The organism is Kitasatospora sp. NPDC093679 (genome assembly GCF_040683455.1).
Taxonomy (GTDB): Bacteria; Actinomycetota; Actinomycetes; order Streptomycetales; family Streptomycetaceae; genus Kitasatospora; species Kitasatospora arboriphila.
This window is the reverse complement of record NZ_JBFBDW010000122.1, coordinates 1-1,065: the sequence shown is the minus strand read 5'-3', so window position 1 is coordinate 1,065 and position 1,065 is coordinate 1. Positions and strand designations below refer to the sequence as shown.

Annotated in this window: 1 protein-coding gene; it reads right to left on the bottom strand. The window is 69.6% G+C overall.

What is annotated here, in order from left to right:
- A partial coding sequence (locus tag AB0O09_RS38730) for an IS481 family transposase (protein ID WP_363550515.1) occupies positions 1–949 on the bottom strand: 949 nt, incomplete at its 3' end.
- Positions 950–1,065 lie beyond the last annotated feature (116 nt).

Here is a 1,065-nt window from a genome sequence, read left to right as displayed (position 1 = left end):
TGTTCTGACCCGTGAGGTTGGGGACGCGGCTGGCGGGTGGCTTGCCTGCGAGTGCGGTGTGTCCGCGGTGGTGATTGTAGGTGTGGAGCCAGTCGGGGTAGGCGTCTCGGCGTTCCTGCTCGGTGCGGTAGGGCCGTGCGTAGGCCCACTCGTCGAGCAGGGTGCGGTTGAAGCGTTCGACCTTGCCGTTGGTCTGCGGCCGATAGGGCCTGGTGCGCTTGTGGGCGATCCCGTGGGTGGTCAGGGTCTCGCGCCACACGCGTGAGCGGTAGCAGGCGCCGTTGTCGGTCATGACCCGCTGGACGGTGATCCCGGCCCGGGCGAAGAACTCGTTCGCCCGGGTCCAGAACGCGGTAGCGGTCTCCTTGCGCTCGTCGGGCAGGATCTCGCTGTAGGCCAGGCGGGAGTGGTCGTCGACGGCGTTGTGCAGGTAGCTGTAGCCGACTCCGGAGCGGGTTCTGCGGCCGGCCTGGCGGCCGAGGACCTGGTGGCCGCCGCCGTCGGGGATGTTGCCGAGCTTCTTGATGTCGACGTGGACCAACTCACCCGGCGTGGAACGCTCGTAGCGTCGTATCGTGTGGCCGGTGGCGCGGTCGAGGTGGGTCAGGCGGGCGAGGCGGTACCGGGTCAGGACGCGGTGCACGGTGGCCGGGTTGAGCTTCAGCAGGTAGGCGATGCGGGCCGGTCCCCAACGCCGCAGGACGCGGACCTTGATGATTCGCCGCTCGGTGCGGGTCGGGGTCCGGCGCGGGCTGTGGTGCGGACGCGAGGACCGGTCGGCCATGCCGGCCTCGCCGAGGACCCGGTAGCGGTCGGCCCAGCGCTTGGCCGTCGTCGGCGAGACCTGGAAGCGTTCGGCGGCCCGCCGCAGCGGCCAGCCGTCCTCCACCACGCAGCGGGCCAAGCGCAGGCGTCCGGTCTCGGTCAGCGGTGCGTTACGGTGTGGCATGAGGGCCTTTCTGGTCGCCGGTGCAGATGTCGCAATCCACACCTGGCCAGAAGGCCCTCACTCATTTCAAGATCACACCGCCGTGAACCCCGTCACCAACCTCCGTGGTCAGAACA